General features: G+C 64.7%; 25 protein-coding genes and 1 pseudogene. 17 read left to right on the forward strand and 9 right to left on the reverse strand.

Translation table 11 applies throughout. The features are described 5' to 3' along the window. Window positions 1-217 precede the first annotated feature (217 nt). From B7Y64_RS16395 to B7Y64_RS16405, 3 genes are all read right to left on the reverse strand, one after another. A complete protein-coding gene (locus B7Y64_RS16395) occupies window positions 218-1030 on the reverse strand; it encodes an ABC transporter ATP-binding protein (protein WP_111867916.1) in 813 nt (270 codons plus the stop codon). 107 nt (window positions 1031-1137) lie between these two features. Then, a complete protein-coding gene (gene ntrB / locus B7Y64_RS16400) occupies window positions 1138-2082 on the reverse strand; it encodes a nitrate ABC transporter permease (protein WP_291326788.1) in 945 nt (314 codons plus the stop codon). A 48-nt stretch (window positions 2083-2130) separates the two neighbouring features. Next, window positions 2131-3375 carry a CmpA/NrtA family ABC transporter substrate-binding protein gene (locus B7Y64_RS16405; RefSeq protein ID WP_111867913.1) on the reverse strand — a complete coding sequence of 415 codons (1245 nt, stop codon included), beginning with the start codon at window positions 3373-3375 and terminating at the stop codon, window positions 2131-2133. A gap of 307 nt (window positions 3376-3682) precedes the next feature. Between B7Y64_RS16405 and B7Y64_RS16410 the strand changes: the two genes are divergently transcribed. From B7Y64_RS16410 to B7Y64_RS16460, 11 genes are all read left to right on the forward strand, one after another. Then, entirely contained in the window at window positions 3683-4288 is a 606-nt protein-coding gene (locus B7Y64_RS16410) for a sigma-70 family RNA polymerase sigma factor (protein ID WP_291326790.1), read from the forward strand. A gap of 61 nt (window positions 4289-4349) precedes the next feature. Beyond that, window positions 4350-4550, forward strand: coding sequence for a hypothetical protein (locus tag B7Y64_RS16415; RefSeq protein WP_291329411.1), 201 nt, complete (start codon window positions 4350-4352; stop codon window positions 4548-4550). Between the two features lie 31 nt (window positions 4551-4581). Beyond that, entirely contained in the window at window positions 4582-5637 is a 1056-nt protein-coding gene (locus tag B7Y64_RS16420; RefSeq protein WP_111867908.1) for a permease, read from the forward strand. A gap of 34 nt (window positions 5638-5671) precedes the next feature. Next, window positions 5672-5905, forward strand: coding sequence for a thioredoxin family protein (locus B7Y64_RS16425; protein ID WP_111867906.1), 234 nt, complete (start codon window positions 5672-5674; stop codon window positions 5903-5905). Beyond that, entirely contained in the window at window positions 5902-6339 is a 438-nt protein-coding gene (locus B7Y64_RS16430; RefSeq protein ID WP_291329415.1) for an OsmC family protein, read from the forward strand. Before B7Y64_RS16425 ends, B7Y64_RS16430 begins: the two co-directional genes overlap by 4 nt. Beyond that, window positions 6336-7226 (forward strand): cation diffusion facilitator family transporter, encoded by an 891-nt coding sequence (locus B7Y64_RS16435; RefSeq protein ID WP_291329417.1) that lies wholly within the window; start codon window positions 6336-6338, stop codon window positions 7224-7226. The genes B7Y64_RS16430 and B7Y64_RS16435 overlap by 4 nt, the downstream gene beginning before the upstream one ends. A 236-nt stretch (window positions 7227-7462) precedes the next feature. Then, window positions 7463-8071, forward strand: a complete 609-nt coding sequence (locus B7Y64_RS16440; protein ID WP_024815846.1) for a TetR/AcrR family transcriptional regulator — start codon at window positions 7463-7465, stop codon at window positions 8069-8071. After that, window positions 8068-9219: an efflux RND transporter periplasmic adaptor subunit gene (locus B7Y64_RS16445; RefSeq protein WP_291329420.1), complete on the forward strand. Its 1152-nt coding sequence runs from the start codon at window positions 8068-8070 to the stop codon at window positions 9217-9219. Before B7Y64_RS16440 ends, B7Y64_RS16445 begins: the two co-directional genes overlap by 4 nt. Continuing rightward, window positions 9216-10421: an ABC transporter permease gene (locus B7Y64_RS16450; RefSeq protein ID WP_111867900.1), complete on the forward strand. Its 1206-nt coding sequence runs from the start codon at window positions 9216-9218 to the stop codon at window positions 10419-10421. Before B7Y64_RS16445 ends, B7Y64_RS16450 begins: the two co-directional genes overlap by 4 nt. Before the next feature lies 1 nt (window position 10422). Then, the gene (locus B7Y64_RS16455; RefSeq protein WP_024815843.1) at window positions 10423-11133 is read left to right on the forward strand and encodes an ABC transporter ATP-binding protein; all 711 of its coding nucleotides are present in this window, start codon (window positions 10423-10425) and stop codon (window positions 11131-11133) included. A 29-nt stretch (window positions 11134-11162) separates the two neighbouring features. Beyond that, window positions 11163-12644, forward strand: a complete 1482-nt coding sequence (locus B7Y64_RS16460; RefSeq protein ID WP_291326928.1) for an efflux transporter outer membrane subunit — start codon at window positions 11163-11165, stop codon at window positions 12642-12644. A 36-nt stretch (window positions 12645-12680) separates the two neighbouring features. Here B7Y64_RS16460 and B7Y64_RS16465 read toward each other — a convergent pair whose 3' ends face one another. From B7Y64_RS16465 to B7Y64_RS16480, 4 genes are all read right to left on the reverse strand, one after another. Beyond that, the gene (locus tag B7Y64_RS16465; RefSeq protein ID WP_024815841.1) at window positions 12681-12920 is read right to left on the reverse strand and encodes a thioredoxin family protein; all 240 of its coding nucleotides are present in this window, start codon (window positions 12918-12920) and stop codon (window positions 12681-12683) included. Window positions 12921-12951: 31 nt separating this feature from the next. Next, complete coding sequence (locus B7Y64_RS16470) at window positions 12952-14397, reverse strand: permease (protein WP_291326930.1); 1446 nt, start codon at window positions 14395-14397, stop codon at window positions 12952-12954. A 49-nt stretch (window positions 14398-14446) separates the two neighbouring features. Continuing rightward, complete coding sequence (locus B7Y64_RS16475) at window positions 14447-15928, reverse strand: SulP family inorganic anion transporter (protein ID WP_291326932.1); 1482 nt, start codon at window positions 15926-15928, stop codon at window positions 14447-14449. 318 nt (window positions 15929-16246) lie between these two features. Further along, on the reverse strand, window positions 16247-16873 hold the full coding sequence (locus B7Y64_RS16480; RefSeq protein WP_291326936.1) for an ANTAR domain-containing protein: 627 nt from the start codon (window positions 16871-16873) through the stop codon (window positions 16247-16249). Between the two features lie 156 nt (window positions 16874-17029). Between B7Y64_RS16480 and tsaD the strand changes: the two genes are divergently transcribed. The 5 genes from tsaD to B7Y64_RS16505 all read left to right on the forward strand — a co-directional run bounded on the left by tsaD (window position 17030) and on the right by B7Y64_RS16505 (window position 23084). Continuing rightward, window positions 17030-18076, forward strand: a complete 1047-nt coding sequence (tsaD, locus tag B7Y64_RS16485; RefSeq protein WP_291326934.1) for a tRNA (adenosine(37)-N6)-threonylcarbamoyltransferase complex transferase subunit TsaD — start codon at window positions 17030-17032, stop codon at window positions 18074-18076. A 148-nt stretch (window positions 18077-18224) separates the two neighbouring features. Then, window positions 18225-19676 (forward strand): efflux transporter outer membrane subunit, encoded by a 1452-nt coding sequence (locus B7Y64_RS16490; protein WP_291329422.1) that lies wholly within the window; start codon window positions 18225-18227, stop codon window positions 19674-19676. A 50-nt stretch (window positions 19677-19726) separates the two neighbouring features. Then, a complete protein-coding gene (locus tag B7Y64_RS16495; RefSeq protein ID WP_291329424.1) occupies window positions 19727-21079 on the forward strand; it encodes an efflux RND transporter periplasmic adaptor subunit in 1353 nt (450 codons plus the stop codon). Further along, window positions 21076-21879 (forward strand): ABC transporter ATP-binding protein, encoded by an 804-nt coding sequence (locus B7Y64_RS16500; protein WP_051463556.1) that lies wholly within the window; start codon window positions 21076-21078, stop codon window positions 21877-21879. The genes B7Y64_RS16495 and B7Y64_RS16500 overlap by 4 nt, the downstream gene beginning before the upstream one ends. Further along, window positions 21879-23084: an ABC transporter permease gene (locus B7Y64_RS16505; protein ID WP_114655975.1), complete on the forward strand. Its 1206-nt coding sequence runs from the start codon at window positions 21879-21881 to the stop codon at window positions 23082-23084. Before B7Y64_RS16500 ends, B7Y64_RS16505 begins: the two co-directional genes overlap by 1 nt. Before the next feature lie 456 nt (window positions 23085-23540). Here B7Y64_RS16505 and B7Y64_RS16510 read toward each other — a convergent pair whose 3' ends face one another. Next, a complete protein-coding gene (locus B7Y64_RS16510; RefSeq protein WP_024815832.1) occupies window positions 23541-23936 on the reverse strand; it encodes an Hsp20/alpha crystallin family protein in 396 nt (131 codons plus the stop codon). A gap of 92 nt (window positions 23937-24028) precedes the next feature. Between B7Y64_RS16510 and B7Y64_RS16515 the strand changes: the two genes are divergently transcribed. Then, entirely contained in the window at window positions 24029-25375 is a 1347-nt protein-coding gene (locus tag B7Y64_RS16515) for a branched-chain amino acid ABC transporter substrate-binding protein (protein ID WP_291325522.1), read from the forward strand. 76 nt (window positions 25376-25451) lie between these two features. Here B7Y64_RS16515 and B7Y64_RS16520 read toward each other — a convergent pair. After that, window positions 25452-25571: pseudogene (locus B7Y64_RS16520) on the reverse strand (sugar ABC transporter permease); the annotation flags it as partial. Window positions 25572-25667: the final 96 nt, after the last annotated feature.

Here is a 25667-nt window from a genome sequence, read left to right on the forward strand (position 1 = left end):
AACCCCAGTCGCTACCAAACTGCACGGACCGGTCTGGCTGCCTTAAAGGCCGTCAAACTTTACCGCGATGGTCGAAAGGAAGATACAAGTCGCTTCGCGCCTTGGTTTGGCCCGCGCCGGTTACATGGGTGCGTGGCCGGAGTGAAGCGCAATGGATGACGCCAACGTCAAAAAAAGCCCTGGCTGCGTGTGGCCAGGGCCCTTAGGTGGTGCCGGATCAGGCCGCCTTTTCCACATGCGCCTGGCGCGTGTACAAGAAGTCGATCACCGCCTTGCGGCAGTGCACATAGCGCGGGTCTTCGGCCAGTGCCACGCGGTTGCGCGGGCGCGGCAGGTCAACGGCCAGCACCTCGCCAATGGTGGCGGCGGGGCCGTTGGTCATCATCACGATCTTGTCGGACAGCAGCACGGCCTCGTCCACGTCGTGCGTCACCATCACCACCGTGCTGTGCGTGCGTGCCACGATCTCCAGCAACTCGTCCTGCAGCTTGGCGCGGGTGAGCGCGTCGAGCGCACCGAAGGGCTCGTCCATCAACAGCACCTGGGGTTCCATGCTGAGCGCACGGGCAATGCCCACGCGCTGCTTCATGCCGCCCGAGATTTCGCCGGGGCGCTTTTGCGCAGCATGCGCAAGGCCCACCAGCGCCAGTGCCGCATCGGTGCGGGCCATGAGCTGTGCCTTGTTTTCGGTTTTGCCGAACACCCGCTCGACTGCCAGGTGCACGTTGTCAAAGCAGGTCAGCCAGGGCAGCAGCGAGTGGTTTTGAAACACCACCGCGCGCTCGGGGCCGGGGCCCTTGATCTCCTTGTTGGCGCACAGCAGGGCACCGGCAGTGGGGGTGTTCAGGCCGGCAATCAGGTTGAGCAGCGTGGATTTGCCGCAGCCCGAGTGGCCAATCAGCGCCACAAACTCGCCCTGGGCGATCGTCAGGTCAATGCCCTGCAGCGCGGGGAATAGTCCCTTGCGGGTGCGAAAGGTCTGCTCGACACCCTGTATCTCGATGAACTTGCTGGTGAGAGATGTATGCATGAAGAACTCCTGGTTTTTCGGTGGACCACCGTGGAACCGGCTTTGCCGGGCCACTGGTGGTGCCCCCTTGAGGGGGTGACGCGCCGCAGGCGCGGCTCAGGGGTGGGTCAAGCCTTCACTTCTTCGAACGTGAAGGCGCTGGCCAGCTTGATGAGGGCATATTCCAGCACCAGCCCGACGATGCCGATCACGAAGATGGCGATGATGATGTTCTTGACGTTGAGACTGTTCCACTCGTCCCACACCCAAAAACCAATGCCCACGCCGCCGGTCAGCATCTCGGCTGCCACGATCACCAGCCAGGCCGTGCCCACCGCCAGGCGCACGCCGGTCAGCAGGTAGGGCAGCACGGCGGGGAACAGGATCTTGGTGAAGATCTTCCACTCCGACAGGTTGAGCACGCGGGCCACGTTCATGTAGTCCTGCGGCACCCGTTGCACGCCCACGGCGGTGTTGATGATCATGGGCCAGATCGAGCAGATGAAGATGGTCCAGATGGCCGCCGGGTTGGCGCCCTTGAATACCAAGAGGCCAATGGGCAGCCATGCCAGCGGCGACACCGGGCGCAGCAGGCTGATGAGCGGGTTGAACATGCGGCTCAAAAACTCGAAGCGCCCAATCGCAAAGCCCGCCGGAATGCCCACCGCCGCCGCCAGGCCAAAGCCCACGGCGACGCGTTCGAGCGACATCAGCACGTTCCAGCCCACGCCCTGGTCGTTGGGGCCGTTGCGATAAAACGGGTTGCTGAACACGTCCAGCGCCTGTGCCCAGGTTTCGCGGGGGCCGGGAATGCTGTTGCCGGTGCCGGCAGAAACCAGCGCCCACACCCCCAGCAGCAGGCCCAGGCCGCACAGCGGCGGCAGCACCGCCAGCCAGAAGCTGCGGGAGCTGGCAGCCCAGTCCCGGTCTGCCGGGGCCTTGGTGGGTGTGGTTTTTGAGTGTTTTTGGCTTGTAGTGCCCGTGGATAGAGCGCTAGTAGCTATATTATTAATAGCGTCTTGCGTTGCTGCAGGGGCGGTATCCAGCGGGGCATGAAATACGGCACTGACCATGGTGTTCTCCGGTAGACAGGACGAGGTGGGGCAGATGACTGCGGGCTGTCAGGCCTTGAGCTTGAAACCGTCGGCGTATCTGGCGGGGTCTTTGCCGTCCCACACCACGCCATCCACCAGCTTGTGGCTGCGCATGTCGCTCTTGGGCAGCGGTGTTTTGGTGGCGGTGGCCGCCTGGCGGTACACGTCCATGCGATTGATCGCCTTGGCCACGCCAAGGTAGTCGGGGTGCGCCTTCAGCAAACCCCAGCGCTTGTGCTGCGTAAGAAACCACATACCGTCAGACAGGTAGGGGAAGTTCACCGCGCCGTCGTTGTAGAACTTCATGTGGTTGGGGTCGTCCCAGGTCTTGCCCAGGCCATCCTGGTAGCGGCCCAGGATGCGCTGGTTGATGGCATCCACGCCGGTGTTCACATAGGCCTTGCCGGCAATGGTTTCGGCCATGCGGGTCTTGTTGGCCAGGCTTTCATCGATCCAGCGGCTTGCCTCCAGAATGGCCGCCGTCACGGCGCGCGCGGTGTTGGGGTATTTCTGCACAAACTCCGAGGTGGTGCCCAGCACCTTTTCGGGATGGTCTTTCCAGATGTCCTGGGTGGTGGTGGCTGTGAAACCGATGCCGTCCATGATGGCGCGGTGGTTCCAGGGCTCGCCTACGCAAAAGCCATCCATGTTGCCCACGCGCATGTTGGCCACCATTTGCGGCGGCGGCACGGTGATGACCTTGGCGTCTTTCATCGGATCGATGCCGTTGGCTGCCAGCCAGTAATAGAGCCACATGGCGTGCGTGCCCGTGGGAAAGGTCTGGGCGAAGGTGTATTCGCGCTTTTCGGCCGCCATCAGCCGGGCCAGGCCCGCGCCATTGACGGCGCCCTTGTCCGCCAGCTTTTTGGACAGCGTGATGGCCTGGCCGTTGTGGTTGAGGGTCATCAGCACGGCCATGTCTTTCTTGGGCCCGGCCAGGCCCAGGTGCACGCCATAGACCAGGCCATACAGCACATGGGCAAAGTCGAGCTCGCCGTTCACCAGCTTGTCGCGCACACCGGCCCAGCTGGCCTCTTTGGTGGGGATGATGGTCACGCCATGCTTCTTGTCGAAGCCCATCACCGACGCCATCACCACGCTGGCGCAGTCGGTCAGCGGAATGAAGCCGATCTTCACTTCCTTCTTCTCGGGGGCGTCCGAGCCCTGGGCGTGGACGAGGGCGCGCAGCGCGGGGCTCACGCCCGTGGCGCCCACGGTGGCGGCTTGCAGCACGGTGCGGCGGTTGAGGCTGGTTTTGAGCAGATCAGTCATGGGGCTTCCCTTGGGCGTGACAAACAAAAAAAGGCGTCCTCACACCGCGCCTGGCTGCAAGAAGCAGCAGTGCGCGGGTGGGGACGCCTTTGTCCGGGTTCTGGCCGCATTCGCCCGCCGTTGGGCGATGCAGCCATGCAGACCTGTGAGGGTCTGAACCTACTAATGCAAGGCCTGTGCCAGCTTGGAAAAGTGGTGTTAGCTATTGAATCAAGAGCGTCTAGCTCAATGATTCAGGGCGCTTTGGCGCGATTGAGCGACCTGGCGCCACAGCCCGCAGTGCCCCGGTCTTGTGCGCTGCACCATCGTGGCGCTGCAGATGGAGCAGCGGGCGGTGCTGCGGCAGTGGACGACAATGCGATGCATGAGTGATGCCTCGACGCCGACCTGTCTGATGACCGCGTGGCACGCGCACGAAACCGAGTTGCAGCGCTGGCTGAGCCGGCACCTGAACGACCCGGTGGCAGCGCAGGACCTGCTGCAAGACGTTTTCATCAAAGCCTTGCGCCAAGGCCGCCGGTTCTGCGACGTGGCCAACGCCCGCGCCTGGCTGTTTGAGGTCAGCCGCAATACCCTGACGGATCACCTGCGCCGGCACCACCCTCTGGATGCCTTGCCTGACGACCTGCCAGCGGTGGAGGCAGACCCGCCGGCTGCGGTGGACAGTCTGGCCACCTGCCTGCCGCGCGTGCTTGCGGAGTTGAGCGCGTCGGACCGGGATGCCATCGTCCAGTGCGATCTCAACGGCATGGGGCAGGAGGACTATGCCCGCATGTTGGGCATCACCGTGCCGGGGGCCAAATCCCGTGTGCAGCGCGCCCGAAAGCGCCTCAGGGAACGTTTGCTGACCTCGTGCCAGGTGGTGCTGAACGAGCGCGGCGCGGTGTGCTGCTTCACCCCACGTCCGAAATAAGCGCAGCTGCATCTTTTGGGCAGTTGCTGCGTCTTCTGACTCAACGACACAGGAGATGCACATGTGCATGGGTTACGCCAAAGACATCAAGGCCTGGGCTTGCCCCCAGGAAATGGAGCGCCGCCAGGCCGCATTGCACCAATGGGGCGACTTGCTGCACTTGGAAGACCACGCGGCGCAGGCAAGTGATTCGGCTCCGCCCGTGGCCGACACGCAGATAAACGCGCTCGAGCGTGCGCCCGAACGTGCGTCGGCGGCTTGACGGCGATGGCATCCCTCCAGAGGTTTAGCCAATGATTTCGTCCGAACTGAAAACCCCAAAAATCCCACCTTTGACGCGCTGGGTGCTCGCGCTGGCGCTGCTGGCGCCTGCCTGGTGGTGGAGTTACACCCACCTCACCGATTTTGCGGATGCCCTGTTGGTGCAGGCGGGGCTGACGCGCCAGACCGCACTGGGCGAGGCGGTGCACTTCTTCTTTTTTGACACGCCCAAGGTGCTGCTGCTACTGACCGGGGTGGTTTTCGTGATGGGCGTGGTGCAGACCTTCTTTGCGCCCGAGCGCACGCGCGCCCTGCTGGCGGGCAAGCGTGCAGGGGTGGGCAACGTACTGGCCGCATTGCTGGGCATCGTGACCCCGTTTTGCTCATGCTCGGCCGTGCCCTTGTTCATCGGTATTCTCTCGGCGGGTGTGCCGTTGGGGGTGACCTTCTCTTTTCTGATCTCGGCTCCCATGGTCAACGAGGTGGCACTGGTGATGCTGCTGGGCCTGTTTGGCTGGAAAGTGGCCGCCCTCTACCTCGTGCTGGGGCTGACCGTGGCCATCGTGGCCGGCATCGTGATCGGCCGCCTGCGCATGGAGCGCTATCTGGAAGACTGGGTGCTGGCCGTTGCCAACGGGCAGAGCGCGGCCACTTACGACGGCGATGGCATGGGCTGGGCCCAGCGCTTGGAGGCCGGTGGGCACCATGTGCGCGAGATTGTGGGCAAGGTCTGGCCCTACGTTGTCGCGGGCATTGCGCTGGGCGCGGGCATCCACGGCTATGTTCCACAAGACTTCATGGCGGCCATCATGGGCCGGGATGCCTGGTGGTCGGTGCCGGTGGCCGTGCTGCTGGGTGTGCCCATGTACACCAATGCGGCGGGCGTCATTCCCATCGTGCAGGCCCTGCTGGGCAAAGGTGCAGCGCTGGGCACGGTGCTGGCGTTCATGATGAGCGTCATTGCCTTGTCCGCGCCCGAAATGATCATTTTGCGCAAGGCCCTCAAGCCGCGCCTGATAGCCACCTTCGCCGGCGTCGTGGCCTTGGGCATTTTGCTGGTGGGCTATATCTTCAACCTTGTGCTGTGAAACCGGCCTTTAACACTACCAACCAGGATTCGCCATGAAAGACATCAAGGTACTCGGCTCCGGCTGCGCCAACTGCAAGACCACCACCGCCCTGATCGAGCAGGTTGCCCGTGACAAGGGCGTCGCCGTGAATATTGACAAGATTCAGGACATGCAAGCCATCATTGCTTACGGCGTCCTGGCCACGCCAGGGGTGGTGGTGGATGGCAAGGTCGTTCATGCAGGCGGGGTGCCCCAGCGCGACAGGATCGAGGCGTGGCTGGCATGACGGATGCCGCCAAACCCAAACTGGTGTTTGACGTGGTGTCGGTGCGCCTGAGTGCGCAGGCCAGCCAGGCGCACTGCAAACAGGCCACGATTGCACTCGATACGGACATGGCGGGCAACCCCCAGGCGTTCAATCCCGCAGAATTGCTGCTGGCAGCCCTGTCGGCGTGCATGATCAAGGGGATTGAGCGGGTCATTCCCATCCTCAAGTTCGAGCTGCGCGGGGTCGAGGTTCACGTGCATGGGGTGCGCCAGGACGTGCCCCCTCGACTGGAGTCCATTTCCTACGAGATCACCGTGGACACCGACGAGCCGGATCGCCGCCTGGCCCTGCTGCACGAGAACGTCAAAAAATACGGAACGGTGTTCAACACCGTGTCGCCGGGCACCGAGCTCTCTGGCCTTTTGCGCCGCAAGGAAACAGGCAATCCATGAGCGCTGCACACGAGCACAGCCACGCACCCGCCAGCTACAGCAGCGCCTTCGCCATCGGCATCGCGCTCAACACGCTCTTTGTGGCGGTGGAGGCGTTTTACGGCTGGAAGATCAACTCGCTGGCCCTGCTGGCAGACGCGGGGCACAACCTGAGCGATGTGGCCGGGCTGATTCTGGCGTGGGGCGGCGCTCTGGCGGGGCGCCTTCGGCCAGATGACCGGCACACCTATGGCTGGAAGCGGGCCACCATTTTGGCGGCGTTCATCAACGCGATGCTCTTGCTGGTGGCCATGGGCTCGCTGGCCTGGGAGGCCATCGACCGGTTGAACTCCCCCCAGCCGATCGAAGGGGTCACGATCATGGTGGTGGCGGGCCTGGGCATTGTCATCAACACCGTGACGACCCTGCTGTTCATGCGGGGCAGCCATGACCTGAACATCCGTGGCGCTTTTCTGCACATGGTCGCCGATGCGCTGGTTTCGGCCGGTGTGGTGGTGGCGGGTGGGCTCGCCCTCTGGCTGGGCTGGGACTGGCTGGACCCGGTCGTCAGCCTCGTGATTGCTGCCGTGATCGTTCTGGGCACCTGGGGCCTGTTCAAGCAGTCGGTGCACCTGCTGTTTGATGGCGTGCCCTCCACGGTGGACCTGCCCGCCGTGCGCGCCTGGCTGCTGTCCCTGCCGGGTGTCACCCGCGTCCACGATCTGCACATCTGGGCGATGGGCACCTCCGAGGTGGCCCTGACGGCGCATCTGGTCATGCCCGATGGCCACCCGCAAGACGCCTTCTTTCAGAACATCACGCACGAGCTGCATGAGCGGTTTGACATCGAGCACGTCACGGTGCAGGTGGTGCGTGAGCCTTTTACGCAGTCGTGTGCGGGTTCATGAACAGGGCTGCGGCACGAGGGCGCAGTTGCAGTTTCAGTGGCAGTGGTCGTTGCGGTAGCGCTTTCATCTGCCCAGCCGCATAGGCAGCCGGTTGCCTCGGGGGGCTGAAAAACGCCAAAGCCAGCATGCGCCACACCGTGGCGAGGCTGACGGATTTTTGCCCTGAATTCTTTTTGCGTTTCTTCCGTTCTTCGCATAAGATAGTAATCAATTACTATCTATTGATCGGGGTTTTCGTGGAAATCCATCCCAAGCATCTGCCGGCCGATGAGCGTCGTGCAGTGACTGTCGAGGCGGTTGTGGCGCTGGCGGGTTCACAAAACCCCAGCGAGATCACCACGGCGGCCATCGCCAAGCACATGAACCTTACCCAGGGTGCGCTGTTTCGGCACTTTCCGAACAAAGAGGCCATTTGGCAGGCCGTCATGGAGTGGGTGGCAGACCGTCTGCTGGCCCGAATTGACCGGTCCGCACAGGGCATCGAGTCTCCCCTTGCGGCCCTGGAGGCGATGTTCATGAGCCATATCGAGTTCGTGGCCGAGCACCCAGGCGTTCCCCGCATGATGTTTGGCGAGCTGCAGCGCGCTGAGTCGACTCCGGCCAAGCGCATGGTGCAGACCCTGATCCAGCGCTACGGCGAACGCTTGCATCGTCTCATCGAGAAAGGCAAGGCCAGCGGCGAGCTGTCGGCCTCGCTGGACAACGAGGCGGCCGCCACGCTGTTCATTGGCACGGTTCAGGGCCTGGTCATGCAGTCGTTGCTGGCGGGCGATGTGGGGCGCATGCACCGCGATGCGCCCAGGGTTTTTGCCATTTATCGGCGTGGAATCGGGAGTCACCAATGAAAAAATTGCCCTTGCAAGGCCGCACCCTCGCGCTGCTGGCCGTTGTCGTTCCGTTGCTGCTGCTTTTCATCTACGTGGGTTTGCGCTCGGGGCCGCTGGCACCGGTAGCCGTGACAGTGGTCGAGGTGCAATCACGGGCTATCACGCCCGCGCTTTTTGGTATTGGCACGGTGCAGGCGCGCTACACCTACAAGATCGGCCCCACGGTGGCCGGGCGCGTCAAACGCCTGGAGGTGCAGGTGGGTGATCAGGTCAAGGCCGGACAGGTGCTGGGCGAAATGGAGCCGGTTGATCTGGATGACCGGGTGCGCTCACAGGACGCAGCCTACAAGCGGTCCCAGGCAGCCTTGACTGAGGCACAGGCCCGGCAAGCCCACGCGCAAACCCAGGCGCACCGCTATGAGCAATTGCTCGCGGTGCGCTCGACCAGCGAAGAAATCGTTGCCACCAAACGGCAAGAGCTGCAGATCGCCGATGCCGCCCTGTCTGCGGCGCGGGAAGAAACCGCCCGGGCCCGCTCAGACCGCGAAGCGCTGGTGGCGCAGCGGAGCAATCTGCGCCTGATCGCGCCAGTGGATGGCGTGGTCGCCGTGCGCGATGCCGACCCCGGCAGCACCATCGTTGCGGGCCAGGCCGTGGTGGAAGTGATCGACCCCAAGAGTTTGTGGATCCATGCGCGTTTTGACCAGATCAGTGCATCGGGGCTGGCCGCAGGACTGCCTGCCCGCATTGCCTTGCGTTCGCGCACCGGCCAGGTGCTGGAAGGCCATGTACTCCGGGTGGAGCCCAAGGCTGACGCGGTCACCGAGGAAACGCTTGCCAAAGTGGCCTTCAGCCGCATCCCGCAACCACTGCCCCCGGTGGGAGAGCTGGCCGAAGTCACGGCCGACCTGCCCACGCTTGCCGCTGCTCCATCGGTTCCCAACGCCGCCATTCGGCGTGATGGTGACAGGGTGGGTGTCTGGAAAATCGTGCAAGGAGATCTGCAGTTTTCTCCGCTCAAGCTGGGTGCCACCGACCTGCAGGGCTATGTGCAGGTGCAAGAAGGGCTCAGCAACGGTGACCAGGTCGTGACCTACAGCGAAAAGGCACTGACGGCGCGCAGCCGCATCAAGGTGGTGGAGCAGATTCCCGGAGTTTCGCGATGATCAGCCTGGCCGGCCGCGACATTCTCCACGCCTGGGGAAAATTCGTTTTTACCGGCATTGGCCTGGGCCTGCTGATTGGCGTCACCTTGGTCATGGCCGGGGTGTACCGGGGCATGGTGGACGATGGCAAGGCGCTGCTCGACAACAGTGGCGCCGATCTGTGGGTGGTGCAAAAGGACACGCTGGGCCCCTATGCCGAGCCGTCCAGTCTCAACGATGACGTGTACCGCACCGTGCTGGCCATGCCGGGGGTGGCCCAGGCCGCCAACGTGACCTACCTGACCATGCAGGCACGCAAGGGCGACAGCGATGTGCGCACCATGGTGGTGGGCATCGCCCCTGGCGCGTTGGGGGCCACGCCGGGCTGGCCGCCGTATCTGGTGGCGGGGCGCCAGATCACCCGGGGCCATTACGAGGCCGTGGCCGACATCGCCACCGGCTTCCAGCTGGGTGACGCGGTCAAAATTCGCCGCAACCACTACACCGTTGTGGGGTTGACCCGGCGCATGGTGTCCTCCAGTGGCGACCCGATGGTGTTCATTCCGCTCAAGGACGCGCAGGAGGCACAGTTCCTCAAGGACAACGACGCCATTTGGCAAAGCCGGCGCCGCACTGAGGCCAACCCGGTCTTCAACCGACCCGGTGTTCCGGGCTTGCTGGATGCCGTGGTGGCCTCGCAGAGCACCAACGCGTTCGTCAATGCCGTGCTCGTCACGCTCAAGCCGGGGCAGGAGCCTGAAGAGGTGGCCGAGTCCATCCGCCGCTGGAAACGCATGACGGTTTACACCCGGGCGCAGATGGAGGGCATTCTGGTGGGCAAGCTGATCGCCACCTCGGCCAAGCAGATCGGCATGTTTCTGGTGATTCTGGCTGTGGTGAGTGCGGCCATCGTGGCCTTCATCATCTATTCGCTCACGATGGACAAGATCCGCGAGATCGCCGTCTTGAAGCTGATTGGCACGCGCAACCGCACCATCGCTGCCATGATCTTGCAGCAGGCGCTTGCCCTGGGCGTGATTGGCTTTGTGGTGGGCAAGATCACGGCCACCTTTGCGGCGCCGCTGTTTCCCAAATACGTGCTGCTGATGCCAGCCGACTCGATCGTCGGTTTTTTTGCCGTGCTCGCCATCTGCGTGCTGGCCAGCATTGTTGCCATTCGCATGGCGCTCAAGGTCGATCCGGCCGAAGCGATTGGAGGCTGAAATGGTCGGCAAAGGCATACGCATCGAAGGCTTGCGCAAACGTTATGGCGAAGGCGACACCGCTGTCGATGCCTTGAAAAACGTGGACATGCACGTCGAGCCGGGCGAGGTGGTGGGATTGATTGGCCCTTCGGGTTCGGGCAAGAGCACGCTACTCAAATGCCTGGGTGCGGTAATTGACCCGAGCGGCGGCCGCATGACGCTGGGCGACGAAGTCATCTACGACGAGGGCTGGAAAGTGCGCGACCTGCGCGCCCTGCGGCGCGACAAGATCGGGTTCGTCTTCCAGGCCCCCTACCTGATTCCGTTTCTTGACGTTACCGATAACGTGGCGCTGCTGCCCATGCTCGCGGGCGTTGCCAATGGCGAGGCGCGCGCCCGGGCCCTTGAACTGCTCACGGCGCTGGACGTGCAACACCGCGCGCGTGCCATGCCCTCGCAGCTCTCGGGTGGCGAGCAGCAGCGGGTGGCCATTGCGCGTGGCCTGGTCAACCGCCCGCCCGTCATCCTGGCCGATGAACCCACCGCGCCGCTGGACAGCGAGCGTGCCATGGCGGTGATCCGCATCCTCAACGACATGGCCCGCAGGTTCGAAACCGCCATCATCGTCGTGACCCACGACGAAAAAATCATCCCGACTTTCAAGCGCATCTACCACATCCGCGACGGCGTGACCCATGAAGAAGCCGGTGAAGGGCGGGGGTTCGAATGAGAGAACGATGGAATGAAAAAGAGGTTTTTATGACCAACCGTCAACACCGCCGCGCACGCCGATTTGCAGCCATTTGCCTTGTGGCCGGCTTTGCCGCAGCCGGTCTGACGGGCTGCGCCGTTGGCCCTGATTTTCAGCGCCCCGTGGCACCCGATGCGACGCGCTACACCGCCACCGCGATGGCCGCCCACACTGCGTCTGCCCCCGCGCCGTTTGGTCAGGCACAACGCCTGGTGCCAGGGCTTGCCATCGATGCGCAGTGGTGGCGTGCGCTGGGTTCTCCGGCACTCGACGGGCTGATCGACGAGGCGCTTCAGGCCAGTCCGACCCTGGCGAGCGCCCGCGCCAATTTGCGGCAGGCACAGGAGCTTGTGTCCGCACGTTCAGGTTCAACGCAATTTCCGCAGGTGGATGTCGGGCTGGGTGCCCAGCGCCAGCAATCGAACCCCAGCAGCCAGGGGCAGAGCGGTGATGCGCGCCAGTTCAGCCTTTACAACGCCAGCGTGGGCGTGCATTACAACCTTGATCTGGCGGGTGGCAATCAGCGCGCACTTGAAGCCCTGGCTGCACGCGCTGACTACCGCCGCTTCGAATGGGATGCTGCGCGCCTTGCGCTGGCTGGCAACATCACGGCCGCTGCCATCACCCGTGCGCGCCTTGCCGCGCAACTGGACGCAACCACAGACATCGTGCGTGCGCAGGACGAGCAGCTGCGCCTGACCAACGAGCGCGTGCGGTTTGGCCAGGCATCGCCCGATGAAGTGTTGGGCCTGCAGGCCCAGGCAGAGCAAACGCGCGCTGAACAGCCTGCGCTGCGCAAACAACTGCAACAAACCGAGCATCTGCTGGCCGTGTTGGCCGGTCGTGCGCCGGGTGCCGGTGGCGTGCCTGCCTTCACGTTGAGCGATTTCACCCTGCCGGCCGATCTGCCACTGATGGTGCCTTCGGAGCTGGCGCGCCGCCGCCCGGATATCCAGGCGGCTGAAGCGTTGCTGCATGCGGCCAATGCGGACTATGGCGTGGCGGTCGCCAGGCTCTACCCGCAGCTCAACCTGAGCGCCAGTCTGGGCTCCCAGGCGCTGACCGCTGGCGCCCTGTTTGGTGGTGGTTCGGCAGTGTGGGCCCTGGTGGGGCAAATCACCCAGCCCCTGTTCAACCCCGGGTTGCCTGCCGAGAAACGGGCAGCGCTTGCCGCTCTGGATGCTGCTGCCGCCAACTACCAGAGCGTGGTGTTGCAGTCTTTGCGTAACGTGGCCGACACCCTGCGCGCGCTGGAAGGCGATGCGCAGTCCTTGGCGGCCCTGGCGGGCGCTGATTCGGCAGCACAGTCTTCCTTGCGGTCGGTGGAGCGGCAATACCTGCTGGGTGCTGCCAGCTACTTGCAGTTGCTGGTGGCGCAGCAACAGGCACAGCGCATGCGGACCAGCCTGGTGGCAGCCCAGGCGCAGCGCCTGGTCGACAGTGTGGCGTTGTATCAGGCGCTGGGTGGTGGCGTCAGCCTGGGCGATTAATCGCCCAGGTGGCCAGCCTCTCGGGTGCCCGCGGGATCAGGCGGTGGCCAGCCACTTGGCCACATCCGCAGTGGCCGGAATGCGGCCACTGCTCATGACCTTGTCATTGATCACCAGCGCCGGGGTGGACATCACGTCATAGGCCATGATCTCTTTCATGTCGCTGACCTTGACAAACTCGGCCGCAACATTGGCCTGGGTGGCGGCTTCACGGGCGACGGCTTCGAGCTTCTTGCAATTGGCGCAGCCAGAGCCGAGGATCTTGATGGTCAACATGTGAAATCTCCTGAAAAATGAGGGAAAGACATCAGGCCTGGGGCTGACCCGCGCCTCGTGCGCGCGACCAGAAGAAAGTGGTCAACACAACCAGCGAAAAAAGCCCCAGGGCCATTGCGGTGGACAGAAGTGCCGCACCATCAATCCAGGTGCCATAAATGAACCCTGCACAGATGCTGAACAAGGCCACCAGGCCCACGTAAGCGGCGGTTTTGGTGCGGCCAATCACGGCGGCAACCATCAACATGCTTTGCAGGCTGAGCTCGGGGTCGGCCATCAGGTAGGCCAGCAGTGGGCCGGGGTGCATGCCCAGGTCCAGGAACATGCGCGCCACCGGCACCTCGACCAAGGTGGGGAAGTACATGAACACGCCAAACCCCACCGCCACCGCGTTGGCCAGCACCGTGTTGCTACCAGCCACTGCCTCAATCCATTCGGGGCGGATGACCTGCCGCACCATGCCCACGATGAACACACCCACGATCAGCAGCACGAAAATCTGCTTGACGAAGCGCCAGGCTTCCCACAACCAGGCTTGCCATTCATCGGCGGGCAGTTGGCGGGCGAAGTGCCACACCGCCCCCAGCGCAAGGCCCACACCCAGCACACGGCCAGTCAGGGCGAACTCCAGGCCGTCGGCGACAGGTGTCAGGCGCGCGGCAGCCACCAGCAAGGTGGTTGCAGCCAGGCCCAGTGCCACCCAGGTCCAGCGGTTGGCGCCATCCATGATGTTTTCCATGCCTTTCCAGGCCGTGGCCGCAATCATGAACAGCAGGGCTATCAGGACCGAGCCCTGAAAGCTCACGCCTTCTTCGCCTTTGGCCGCATCAAACGGTACCCACGCAAAAAGTGTGTCTTGCCACGCCTGAGCCCAGCCCAAAGGCAGCGTGGCGGAGCCCACGGTGGCCGTGAGGGGCCAGAGTTTCAATGTGCCTGCGATCAGCAGCGCCACCAGCGACAGCAGCACGCCCAGCGCAGCGGGGGCTATCTGCGCTTTGTCGGCAAAGGCGTCATCGGTTTCAGCATCGTGCGTGGCGTCATCGCGCCAGAAGATGCGCGACATCAGCAGACCGATGCCGATACCAAACAACAAACACAAGACCACCCGTGCCGCCGCAAACTCAGGCCCCAGGATGCTGCCGGTGTAGGCCAGCGCCATGATGTTGCCAGCAGGCGCAAAAAAGAGAAAAGTGATGGCAGGCCCAATGCCTGCACCTTTGCGGTAAATGCCGGCAAACAGGGGCACGATGGTGCACGAGCACACCGCAATCAGCGACCCGGCCAGGGCCGCCGCCGGGTAAGAAACATAGGCCGGCGTGCTGCGACCGAGCCACCGGGTGATGCTGGCCTTGGGGATGAGTGCCGCCATGGCGCCCGCAATGAAAAACGCAGGCAGCAAACACAGCAACACATGCGCCGCAAGGTAAGAAGCCAGACTTCCGGCACCGCCGTTGAGCAGCTTGAGCATCAGATCCATGGTTCACGCCTTCAGCAGTTGCTGCGTTTTCATTTTAGTGGCGGCAGGCTCAGTGCCCCATTAATATGCCGTCAGCGATGTCTTTGTCGTGCACGCCGAACCTGTCGACCAGGGTGGCGCTGGCTTCGTTGAGCCCCAGCACCTCCACCTCAGCCCCTTTGCGGCGGAACTTCAGCACCACCTTGTCCAGCGCATTGACCGCAGTGATGTCCCAGAAGTGGGCGTGCGTGAGGTCGATGCGAACGCGGCGTGGCGAGGCGTCGAAATCAAACGCATCGACAAACCGGTCGGCAGAGGCAAAGAACACCTGGCCATAGATCGCATAGCTGCGCGTTTCACCATCGTCTTCGGTCTGCGCCTCGATCAGCAGAATCTGGGCAATCTTGTGGGCAAAGAAGAAGCCCGACAGCAGCACACCCGTGAGCACACCGCGCGCCAGGTCGTGGGTGTAGACGGTCACCGCCACGGTGGCCAGCATCACCACGCTGGAGCTTTTGGGGTGCTCGCGCAGGTTTTTGAACGAACCCCAGTTGAACGTGCCGATGGACACCATGATCATTACCGCGACCAGGGCGGCCATGGGGATCTGCTTGACCCAGTCCCCCAGGAACACCACCAGAATCAGCAGCACCACCCCCGCCACCAGCGTGGACAAGCGCCCGCGCCCACCGGATTTCACGTTGATGACCGACTGACCGATCATGGCGCAGCCCGCCATCCCGCCTATGAAGCCCGTGGCGATGTTGGCCACACCCTGGCCCACGCATTCGCGGTTCTTGTTGCTTTTGGTGTCGGTCATGTCGTCCACGATGGTGGCCGTCATCAGCGACTCCAGCAAACCCACCACCATCAGCGTGACGGAATACGGAAGGATGATGCCCAGCGTTTCCCAGGCAAGGGGCACATCAGGCAGCAGGAACACCGGCAGGCTGTCGGGCAGCTCGCCCATGTCGCCCACCGTGCGGATGTCCAGCCCCAGGTAAATGGAAACGCCGGTCAGGAAAACAATGGTCACCAGCGGAGACGGCACCACCTTGGTGATGTAAGGCAGCCCGTAGATGATGCCCAGACCCGCCGCCGTCATGGCATGCACCTGCCAGCCCACATTGGTCAGCTCGGGCAACTGGGCCATGAAAATCAGGATGGCGAGAGCGTTGACGAAGCCGGTAACCACCGAGCGGGAAACAAAACGCATCAGAACCCCGAGCTTGATCCAGCCAGCAATGATTTGCAGCACACCGGTCAACACTGTGGCGGCCAGCAGATACTGCAGCCCGTGGTCCTTGACCAGGGAGGCAATCACCAGCGCCATGGCCCCCGTGGCGGCGGAAATCATGCCGGGGCGACCGCCGGCGAAGGCAATGATGGTGGCAATGGAGAACGAGGCGTAGAGGCCAACCTTCGGGTCAACGCCCGCAATGATGGAGAACGCGATGGCCTCAGGGATCAGGGCCAATGCAACCACCAGACCGGCGAGCACATCGTTGCGGACATTGGAAAACCAGTCCAGCTTCAGTGTTTGTAGTGACATAGGGATCGCGGATCACCCGAACAGGGTGGTCCAAATACAGGGTGTGAGGTGCGCCAGGGGCTGTGCCCCGCGACAAAAATGGGAAAAGCAATGCCGGGCAAACTGCCCGTTGTGCATTCAGAACGTAAGCGCGTTCTAAGGGGGTGTGACGGAAAAGAAGTAGCCGCGCGGCAATGCCGAACCCCGAAAGTGCACCGGGGCCGGTGGGTCAGAGTCGAAAAGCCGCACCATGGGGGAAATTCTATCGCCCGGCAAACATGCGGTTGCATGGGGCTGTGCCAACGGGGCCCGCGCAGCCCATCGCCGTCGGCCGCCATCTCACCCCAGCAGATCCACCATCTCCAGCATCCGCCTGGCCACCTCGCCCAGCTTCAGGCCCTTGTCCATGGCGGTCTTGCGCAGTTTTTCATAGGCGGCTTGTTCGGACAGGCCCTGGCGCTGCATCAGCACGCCCTTGGCACGGTCGATGGTCTTGCGGTCCTGCAGCTCGGTTTTGGCGTCGGCCAGCTCGGCACGCAGGGCCTGCTCGTGCTGAAAGCGCGCCATGGCGACATCGAGGATGGGTCGAATGCGCTGCGGCGCCAGGCCTGCGACGATATAGGCAGACACGCCAGCGGCCACGGCGTCTTTCACATGTGTGGTGTCTTCATCGTTGGTGAACATGACGATGGGGCGGCGTGCGGCGCGCGTGGCCATCACCACATGCTCCAGCGCATCGCGGGCCTCGCTCTCGGCGTCCACGATGATCATGTCGGGCTGCAACTGGGCCAGCCGCTCGCTCAAAAACACATCGGCCGGCAATGTGGCAATGAGGTTGAAGTTGTTTTTCAGCAGGCCAATGCGCAGCGCGCGCGAGCGTTCGGCCTGTGTGGCGGCGTGTTCGTCGTCGGGGTCGGCAATGGCCAGGTCGGGGGCCACCACCACAATGCGCAGTGCGTCGGTCATGCCCTGCAGCATGCAAGATTTACGCCACATATTGGTGCGCCGGTTTGGTGCGCCGCCCTGGTGCAAGGGTGCACCTGCCGCTGCGCCCAGCAGGGCGTTGCACCGGGTTCAACCCGCAGGCGTGGTAGTGCGGGCCCCGGGTTTTACACTTGGGGCATGAGCTTGCTGATCCTGGGTATTGAATCTTCGTGCGATGAAACCGGCGTGGCGCTGGTCCGCTCTACTGGTGGGATGGCTGTGCCCACCTTGCTGGCGCATGCGTTGCACAGCCAGATCGAGATGCACCAGGCGTATGGCGGCGTGGTACCCGAGCTGGCCAGCCGCGACCATATCCGCCGGGTGCTTCCTCTCACCGAGGCCGTGATGGCCGAAGCAGGCCAGCGCCTGGCAGATGTGGACGTGGTGGCTTACACCCGCGGGCCGGGCCTGGCAGGGGCGCTGCTGGTGGGGGCTGGCGTGGCCTGCGCGCTGGGTGCGGCGCTCGACAAGCCCGTGCTGGGTGTGCACCACCTCGAAGGGCATTTGCTGTCGCCCTTTTTAAGTGCCGACCCCCCTGAATTTCCTTTCGTGGCGCTGCTGGTATCGGGCGGCCACACACAGCTCATGCGCGTGGATGGCGTGGGGCGCTATGAATTGCTGGGCGAGACCATTGACGATGCGGCGGGAGAGGCGTTTGACAAGTCGGCCAAGCTGATGGGCCTGGGCTACCCCGGAGGGCCGGCCTTGTCGCGCCTGGCCGAGCAGGGCAGCGCCACGGCGTTCAAGCTGCCCCGCCCCTTGCTGCACAGTGGCAACCTCGATTTTTCTTTTGCCGGCCTCAAGACAGCGGTGCTCACGCAAGCCAAAAAACTCGGGGATGAGCTGCAAGCGCGCAAGGCCGATCTGGCCGCCAGCACCGAGGCGGCCATTGTGGATGTGCTGGTCAGAAAAACGCTGACCGCCCTGCGCCAGACGGGTCTGCAGCGGGTGGTGGTGGCCGGCGGCGTGGGGGCCAACCGGCACCTGCGCAGCCAGCTCAATGCGGCCTGCACGCAGCAAAAGGTGCGCGTGCACTACCCCGAACTGCACCTGTGCACCGACAACGGCGCCATGATTGCCATGGCCGCTGCCCTGCGGCTGCAGGCGGGCCAGCAGACGGCCAACCGCGACTATGCGTTTGACGTCAAACCCCGCTGGCCCCTGCACGCCCTGGCCGCGTCCTGACATTGCGTTGAACAACGAGACCGGGCATGCCGCCGTGGGGCCTGCGTTGGCGATGTGCAGCAGCTTTACCCGGGCTTCACTCTTCTGCATCGGGCAATACATGCCCGCACCGCACAATGGGGCATGCAACGCTTGCCGCTTCTTTCCCATGAATGAACCATCTTTTGCCGCTGCCGGGCGCACGCCTTTGCGCGGCCCCTTTCGTTTTCGGGCTGCTTTCGGGTTTTTGGGGGTGACCTCGGCGGTGGCCCTGCTGGCCGGCTGTGCCAGCCTGGTGTCGCCCGACAGCCGCTTGCCACAGACCCCGGTTCCGTCGGCGTGGTCGGTGCAGCCACCGTCTGGCAGCGTGGGGCTGGCGCAGCCGGTCACACCGCTGGCGCAGTGGTGGCAGCGGTTCAACGACCCACAGCTCACGCAGCTGGTCACGCAGACCCTTCAGTCCAACACCAGCCTGCGCAGCGCGCAAGCCTCCTTGCAGCAGGCGCGTGCCCAGGTGGATGTGCAGTCTGCAGGCCTGCTGCCCAGTGTGGGGACTTCCGCCTCGGCGCAGCGCAGCCGGGCATCGAACAACACGGGCAGCAGTTTTCAGGCGGGTTTTGATGCCAGCTGGGAGCCCGATGTGTTTGGCCGCCTGCGCAGCGGCGTGAGCGCCAGCGCAGCCGACGCCCAGGCCGCCGAGGCCAGCCTGGCCGACGTGCAGGTGTCTCTGGCCGCCGAAACGGCCGTCAACTACATCGAGCTGCGGGGCCTGCAGCAGCGGCTGGCCATTGCGCGCAGCAACCTGGCCAGCCAGCAGGAAACCCTGCAGATCACCCAGTGGCGCCTGCAGGCCGGGCTCACCACCTCGCTGGTGGCCGAGCAGGCCCGCGCTGCGGCGGAGCAGACGGCCGCGCAGATTCCGGTGCTCGAGTCCAGCCTGGCCCAGTCGCGCCACAGCCTGGCCGTGCTCATCGGGCAGGCCCCGCTGGCGCTGGATGGGTTGTTGGCCGACTCGGTCGCCGTGCCGCAGCCCGCGCAAGACCTTGCGCTGGCCATTCCTGCCGAAACGCTGCGCCAGCGGCCCGATGTGCGTGCTGCCGAACAGCGCATTGCCGCTGCGCTGGCGCGGGTGTCGCAGGCCGATGCCGCGCGCTACCCGGACTTCCGTATCTCGGGCAATCTGGGCCTGCGCGCCCTCACGGTGGGCGCCCTTACCAACGGCAGTTCCATCGCCAGTGCCTTGCTGGCCAGTGTGTCGATGCCCGTGTTCGACGGTGGCGCGGCGCGGGCCCAGGTGCGCGTGCAGGAGGCGGCGCTGGCGCAGGCCCGCGTGGCCTATGAGGCCTCGGTGCTCACCGCGCTCAAGGATGTGGAAGATGCCTTGGCGGCCCTGCAAGGGAACCGCGAGCGCCTGGTGCGTCTGCAGGCGGCTGCCGATGCCGCAGGCAATGCAGACTTGCTGGCGCAGCAGCGCTACAGCAGCGGCCTGATCGACTTCCAGTCGGTGCTGGAAACCCAGCGCACGCTCTTGTCCACCCAGGACAGTGTGGCCGCCACCGTGGCCAGCATTTCTGCCGACCATGTGCGGCTGTACAAGGCGCTGGGCGGCGGCTGGCAATAGCCCGCGCCAGCCCCCGAACGCGCACCCAACCCCTACCGAATGCCATGGCCATGACTTCTTCAGAAAAAATCACACCTCCCGCCAGCCCATCCACCCCCGCCGACCTGCAGACGCTGATCGGTGGCGGCCCAACGCGCCGCTGGTGGCAGCGCTCCACCCTGTGGCTGGGCGTGGCGGTGCTGCTGGCGGCGGGCGGCGGCCTCTACTACTGGCAAAGCCAGCAGCGCGCCAAAGCCGCACCGGTGTATGTGACCGAAGAGGTGCGCCGCGGCAACCTCACGCTCAACGTGTCGGCCAACGGCACCCTGCAGCCCACGCGGGCGGTCACCATTGGCAGCGAGCTGTCGGGTACGGTCAGAAATGTGCTGGTGGACGTCAACGACAAGGTCAAAAAGGGGCAGGTGCTGGTCGAGCTCGACACCGCCAAGCTCGATGCGCAGGTGCTGCGCTCGCGCGCCTCGCTGGCGGCTGCGCAGGCGCGCCTGGCGCAGGCGGCGGCCACCACCAAAGAGGCACAGGCTGGCTTTGGCCGGCTGCAAGAGGTGGCACGCCTGTCGGGCGGCAAGGTGCCGTCGGCCGCCGAGCTTGACAGCGGCCGTGCCACGCTCGACCGTGCCCATGCCGACGAGGCCAGTGCGCGCGCATCGGTGGACGACGCCCGGGCGGCGCTCTCCACCGATGTCACCAACTTGTCCAAGGCTTCGATCCGCTCGCCCATCAACGGCGTGGTGCTGACCCGCACCGTTGAGCCCGGCAACGCCGTGGCCGCCTCGCTGCAGGCCGTGACGCTGTTCACGCTGGCCGAAGACCTGACGCGGCTGCGGCTGGATGTGAGCGTGGACGAGGCCGATGTGGGCTCGGTAAAACTCGACCAGAAAGCCAGCTTCACCGTCAGCGCCTATCCCTCGCGCCGTTATCCGGCCAAGGTGACGCGGGTGTCGTTTGGCTCCACCAAAACCGACAACGTGGTCACCTACATCACCTGGCTGGAGGTGGACAACTCCGATCTGAGCCTGCGCCCCGGCATGACGGCGGCGGCCACCATCACCTCTACCGAGCGCAACGATGTGCTGCTGGTGCCCAACACGGCGCTGCGGTTTACCCCGGCGGTTGCCGCAGGGGCGGCGGCGCAGCCGGCGTCGTCGTCGTCGGGCGGCGGCATCATGTCGCAGCTCATGCCGCGCATGCCACGCTCGGGCACGCGCCGGGCGGGCGGTACCGGCGATGCGGCAGACGGCGCGGGCCGTGTGCGCCAGGTGTGGGTGCTCAAGGACGGCGTGGCGCAAGCCGTGAATGTGCAGGTGGGTATCAGCGACGGCCGCAAGACCGAGGTCAGCGGCGAAGGCCTGGCCGAGGGCATGGCCGTGATCACCGACCAGCGCTCTGCCGGGGCCGCGCCATGAGCGAGGCCGCAGCAGCCACCGGGCAGCGCGCGCGGGTGCCGGCCGATGCGCCGCCCCTCATCCGCCTGCGCGGTGTGACCAAGGTGTATGGCGAGGGCGCGCTGGCCTTTCAGGCGCTCAAGGGCGTGGACCTGGACATCGCCCAGGGCGATTTTGTGGCCATCATGGGCCCCAGCGGTTCTGGCAAATCGACCGCCATGAACACCCTGGGATGCCTCGACCGGCCTACGGCGGGCGAGTACCTGTTCAAGGGCGTGCATGTCGAGTCGCTCTCGCGCGACGAGCGCGCGCGCCTGCGCCGGCAGTTTTTTGGCTTTGTGTTCCAGGGTTTCAACCTGCTGGCGCGCACCTCGGCGCAAGAAAACGTCGAACTGCCCCTGCTGTACCGGGGCGAATCGACCAACGCGCGCCACGCCGCAGCGGCCCGCGCGCTGGACGCCGTGGGCCTCAAGGGCTGGGAGCACCACACCCCGTCCGAGCTGTCGGGCGGCCAGCAACAGCGCGTGGCCATTGCGCGCGCCATCGTCACCCAGCCAGCCGTGCTGCTGGCCGACGAACCCACCGGCAACCTCGACACCCAGCGGGGCCAGGAAATCATGGAGCTTTTGTGGCGGCTCAATGCCGACCAGGGCATTACCGTGCTGATGGTCACGCACGAGCCCGACATGGCCGCCTATGCGCGGCGCATCGTGCGCTTTGTCGATGGCAAGGTAGACAGCGATGCACCCAACCCGCACCCCGTGGGCCTGCGCACCCCGGTGGTTGCCGTGCCTGCCACGCCAGTGCCTGAGGTCTCCTGATGCTGCTCAACACCCTTTTGCTCGCATTGCGCTCCATCCGGCGCAACCTGATGCGCTCGTTTCTCACCATCCTGGGCATCGTGATCGGTGTCAGCGCCGTCATCACCATGGTCACGCTGGGCAATGGCGCCACCATGGCGGTGCAAAATCAGATCTCCGGCCTGGGCACCAACCTGCTGCAGGTGCGCCCCGGCCAGCGCATGGGCCCTGGCGGCGGGTCGGGCGCCCCCGCATTCAAGGACACCGATGCCGACGCCATCGCCCAGCAGATTGGCGGCATTCTGGCCGTGGCACCCGAGGCGCGGGCCGGCGCCACCGTGGTGGCCGGCGGGCGCAACTGGACCACCAGCATCATCGGCAGCACCAATGCCTGGCTGCAGACGGGCAACTGGGCCGTGCGCACCGGGCGGGTTTTTTCGGATGCCGAGCTGCGCGCTGGCGCCGCCGTGTGCCTGATTGGCGAAACCGTGCGCCGCGAGCTCTATGGCACACGCGACGCCGTGGGCGAGCAGTTGCGGGTGAAGGCGTTTTCGTGCGAGGTGGTGGGCGTGCTGGCCTCCAAAGGGCAGGGTGCCTTCGGCAACGACCAGGACGACACCGTGGTGGTGCCTCTGCGCACGCTGCAGCGCCGCGTGACCGGCAACACCCGCGTCAACACCCTGCTGGTGTCCATGCAGGACGGCAGCGACCCCGAGCGCGTGAAGGCCAGCCTGACGCAGCTGCTGCGCGAGCTGCGCAAGCTGTCCGACACCGACGAAGACAACTTCAATGTGCTTGACACCAAGCAGCTGGCCGACACGCTGTCGGGCACCACCAAGGTGCTGACCATGCTGCTGGGCGCGGTGGCCGCGGTGAGCCTGCTGGTGGGTGGCATCGGCATCATGAACATCATGCTGGTCAGCGTGACCGAACGCACCCGCGAAATCGGCCTGCGCCTGGCCATTGGGGCGCTGGAGCGCGAGGTACTTCTGCAGTTTCTGATCGAGGCCGTGGTGCTGGCTGCCCTGGGTGGGCTGATCGGCATTGTGCTGGCCACGGGGGCATCGATAGGCCTGTCGGCCCTGATGAAAGTGCCTTACATCTTCAACCCGGGCGTCAACCTGCTGTCGTTCGTGTTCTCGGCCGGGATAGGCGTGCTGTTTGGCTATTTTCCGGCCCGCCGCGCGGCGCGCATGGACCCGATCGACGCGCTGCGGCATGAGTGATGCGGATGGGCGACCAAAGCGCCCACTGCGTTGCTGCGCCAGCATCAGTGCCAGTGCCAGTGCCAGTGCCAGTGCCAGTGCCAGTGCACGGGCACCGACTGCGCGGCTTCACGGATGCCCGGTGCATTGCAAGTTTGGGAGAAGCAGGGTCGTCTGCGCGGTTGCAGATTGTTTTGCTATTGTAATAATAGCTGTTAGCGCTTGCTATGTAAGGGCTAAGGCCATATTTGGCATCAAATCTGTATGGCTGGCGCTGTCAGCCTGTGTGGTGCCGCCATTGAAGGCGTTTCGCCCGCCACGCACACGCGGTTGCGGCCAGTGTTCTTGGCTTGGCACAGGGCCACATCGGCGCTGGCCCCTGCATGGCGTTGTGCAAGAAAAAACCGCCTGAAACATGCGCGTTTCAGGCGGTTTTTACAGCGGACTCAGCGGCCATGGTGGGGCGTTCACACCTTCTCAGTGCACGACCAGTTGCACCGATTTGTCGGTCGGCACCATGCGGGCCAAGGTAAGTGTGAGCACGCCGTTTTCCAGCTTGGCCGTGCTGGCGGTGGCGTCAATTTCATCGGCCAGCTCCCAGGCGCGCTGCACCTGGCGGGGTGCGCCGGCCACGCTTTGCAGCTTGACCACATTGCCTTCGATGCTGATTTGCAGCTGCTCGCGTGCCAGGCCGGGCACATCGAGCTGCAGCGTGGTGGCCTTGTCGTCCTGGGTCACGGTGCAGCCGGCGGTGCTGGTGCTGGCGCGGGCAGGTGTTTCAAGGGCGCCCATCAGGAAGCGTTGCAGCGCCAGGTCGGCAGAGCGGGGGGCATTGGCGTAGGCGGCGCGGCGGATCACGGGGGCGAAAATCATGGGGTAGCTCCTATACACTGCGCGGCTCTCGGTGTGGTCGCCGCATGGTCAAAAGGTGTGTGCATCCCCGGCTCTTTCAAGGGAAAAATCACATGAATAAATTGAACTCCTCAGGCTTGAAATCGGGCGTTGTGGCCTTACGGCGCGGCCTTTGCGCGCTGGCGGGCGCTGCCACCGTTGGCCTGTTGCCGCTGACGGCTGCCCATGCACAGCCCACCAGCGCTACCGCTGCGGCCACCCAGGCGCGGCCCGTGAAACTGGCCCTCATCGAAAGCCTCTCTGGCCCTTTCGCCAACACGGGCGAAGCGGTTTTTCGCAACATCTTCTGGGCCATCGAGCGCGTGAATGCGCGCGGCGGCGTGCAACTGCCCGCAGCCGCTGGCGGCGCACGGCCGCTGGCGCTGGAGCGCTACGACAGCAAGGGCCAGAACGAAGAGGCCCTGTCAGCGCTGCGCGCGGCCATCGATGACGGCGCGCAGGTCGTCCTGCAGGGCAATTCATCGTCCACCGCAGCGGTGCTGATCGAGGCCATCAACAAACACAACGAGCGCGAGCCGGGCAAGCGCGTGCTGTTCCTCAATTACTCTGCGGTAGATCCCATCCTCACCAACGAGAAATGCAGCTTCTGGCATTTCCGCTTTGATGCCCACGCCGACATGCGCATGGCCGCGCTCATGGAAGTGGTGCGTGCGGACAAAACGCTCAAAAGCGTGTACCTCATTGGTCAGGACTACAGCTTTGGCCAGGCCGTGCTGCGCGAGGCCAAAAAGCAGCTGGCCGCGCAGCGCCCCGATGTGGCCGTGGTGGGCGACGAGCTGCACCCCGTGGGCCGTGTGAAGGATTTCGCGCCCTATGCCGTCAAGATCAAGTCCAGCGGCGCGCAGGCGGTGGTCACCGGCAACTGGGGCAACGACCTGACGCTGCTGGTGAAGGCCGCGCGCGAGGTGGGGTTTGATGGCAGCTTTTTCACCTTTTATGGCAACGCACTGGGCGCCCCCGCCGCCATAGGCGATGCCGGTGTGGGCAAGGTGGTGGCCGTGGCCGACTGGCTGCCCAATGTGCCGGGCGCGCAAAGCGAGGCGTTCTACCGGTCGTTCCGCGCACGCTTTCCCAAGCCGGAGGATGACTATGTGCACATGCGCATGCAGCTCATGGTGGAGGCGCTGGCCCAGTCCATCGAGCGCGCGGGCAGCACCGACGTGGTGGCTGTGGCACGGCAGATGGAAAAAGCCAGCGTGCAACTGGCCGGACAGGGTGGCACCATGCGCGCGGCCGACCACCAGTTTCAGCAGGCCCTGGCCGTGGGCGTGATGGACAAAAAGGGCACGCCCGGCGTGAAGTTTGACGTGGAAGGCTCGGGCTACGGCTTTCGCGTGGTGCGGCAGATCGCGGCCGCCAAGGCGCAGCAGCCGCACAGCTGCACCATGCAGCGGTTTTGAGTGTGCTTGCGCGGCGGGTGGGTGGCGTGCTGCAGCCGCCGCCCCGCTGCGCTTGGCGCGGCACCGACCTTGGCGCTCAGCGCCGAATCCGGTAGCCCGTCTTGAACACCCACCACACCGCGGCGAGACACGCCGCCATAAACATCAGCGTCATGCCCACGCTCACGCCAATGTGCACGTCGGCCGCGCCATAAAAGGGGTCTCCTCGTTTTCAGTGCAATAAGTGACGGTACGCAAAGCTAGCACTGGCGCGGGGGTGGTCTGGGTAGACCGTTGATTTCATTGACTTTCC

This window comes from Acidovorax sp. 35-64-16 (assembly GCF_002281195.1).
Lineage (GTDB): Bacteria > Pseudomonadota > Gammaproteobacteria > Burkholderiales > Burkholderiaceae_C > Acidovorax > Acidovorax defluvii.